The organism is Cellulomonas sp. A375-1 (assembly GCF_001040865.1).
Lineage (GTDB): Bacteria > Actinomycetota > Actinomycetes > Actinomycetales > Cellulomonadaceae > Cellulomonas > Cellulomonas gelida.
In genome coordinates this window covers 1-1,584 of sequence record NZ_LFKW01000125.1, presented here as the reverse complement: position 1 = coordinate 1,584, position 1,584 = coordinate 1, and the positions used below count along the sequence as shown (strand labels likewise).

The window sequence follows — 1,584 nt, the reverse complement described above, 5'->3', positions numbered from 1 at the left end:
CGCACGCTCGTCGACGAGGTCGCGGAGAAGATGGCGGGCTCGGCGTTCACCGCGACGGCGAACGACCAGTGCGACCGTTGCCCGGTGCGTCGCTCGTGCCCCGTGCGGGCCGAGGGCGGACAGGTGGTCGCGTGACGGACACGACGCAGACCTCGGCGGCCCGGGCCACGGTGCCCGAGGGGCCGGTGCCTGACGGGCCGGTGCCTGACGGGCCGGTGCGCGAGGGGCTGGCGCACGACGCGCTGGTCCCGGGGCCTCGCGCGCCCGAGTCGGTCGAGACCGGTGTGCCGCTCGTGGGAGCGGAGCAGATCGCGCGCCTGCTGGGACGCGACCTTCCGACCGCGGAGCAGCGCCGCATCATCGAGGCACCGCTCGAGCCGGTGCTCGTCGTCGCCGGTGCGGGCTCGGGCAAGACCGAGACGATGGCGGGCCGGGTCGTGTGGCTCGTCGCGAACGGACTCGTCGAGCCGCAGCAGGTCCTCGGGCTCACGTTCACCCGCAAGGCGGCGGGCGAGCTCGCCGAGCGCGTGCGGCTGCGACTGCGGCGCCTTGCGCGTGCCGCGGCGGAGGCCGGCGTCGTGCTGCCGGGGCGGGCGCACCTCGACGACGACGTGCTGGGCGGGCGCCCGACGATCTCGACGTACAACGCGTACGCGGCCTCGCTCGTGCGGGACCACGCGCTGCGGCTCGGCATCGACCCGTCCGCGCGCCTGCTCGGCGAGGCCGCGCAGTGGCAGCTCGCGAGCGAGGTCGTCGAGGCGTGGCAGGAGGACCTGGAGATCGACGCCGCGGTGTCGACCGTCGTCGAGGCGGTGCTCTCGCTGTCGGGCGCGCTCGACGAGCACCTGCTCGACCCGGCGGCGGCGCAGGACGGCATCGCGCGGATCTGCGAGGACATCGCGGCGACCCCCGCGGGCGAACCTCCGCGCGCGCCGTACGCGGAGGTGACGCGGCTCGTCGGCTCGCTCGCGCAGCGTTCACGCCTGCTCGACGTGGTGGCCGCCTACCGGGCACGCAAGCGCGCGAGCGACGCGATCGACTTCGGCGACCAGGTCGCGCTCGCCGCGCGCCTCGCACGTGAGGTGCCCGAGGTCGGCGCCGCGGAGCGCGACCGGTTCGCGGTCGTGCTGCTCGACGAGTACCAGGACACGTCGTACGCGCAGCTGTCGTTGCTGTCGGGGCTGTTCGGCGACGGCCACCCCGTCATCGCGGTGGGCGACCCCCACCAGTCGATCTACGGGTGGCGCGGCGCGAGCGCGGGCGGCCTCGAGCGCTTTCCCACGACGTTCCGGCGTGCCCCGGCCCACGGTGGGGGACCGGCCGAGGTGCTCGCGCTGTCCACGTCGTGGCGCAACGACGTCGCGGTGCTCGACGCCGCGAACCTCGTGGCCGCGCCGCTGCGCGCGGGCGCGACGCGCGTCGCCGTCCCCGAGCTCGCCGCCCGCCCGACCGCGGGGCCCGGCCGGGTCGACGCGCTCCTGACGCCCACGGTCCTGGACGAGGCGCAGGCCGTCGCCGAGTTCGTCGCTGCGCACTGGCGGGCCGCGGGTCACGGCCCGGGCGGCGGGCGGGGCAGCGCCGCGG

General features: G+C 76.8%; 1 protein-coding gene. It reads left to right on the top strand.

Annotation, left to right across the window (positions count from 1 at the left end; all coding sequences use genetic code 11):
- Window positions 1-242: 242 nt before the first annotated feature.
- On the top strand, window positions 243-1,584 hold a 1,342-nt coding region (locus CWIS_RS12700; protein WP_369796575.1), incomplete at its 3' end, for an ATP-dependent helicase.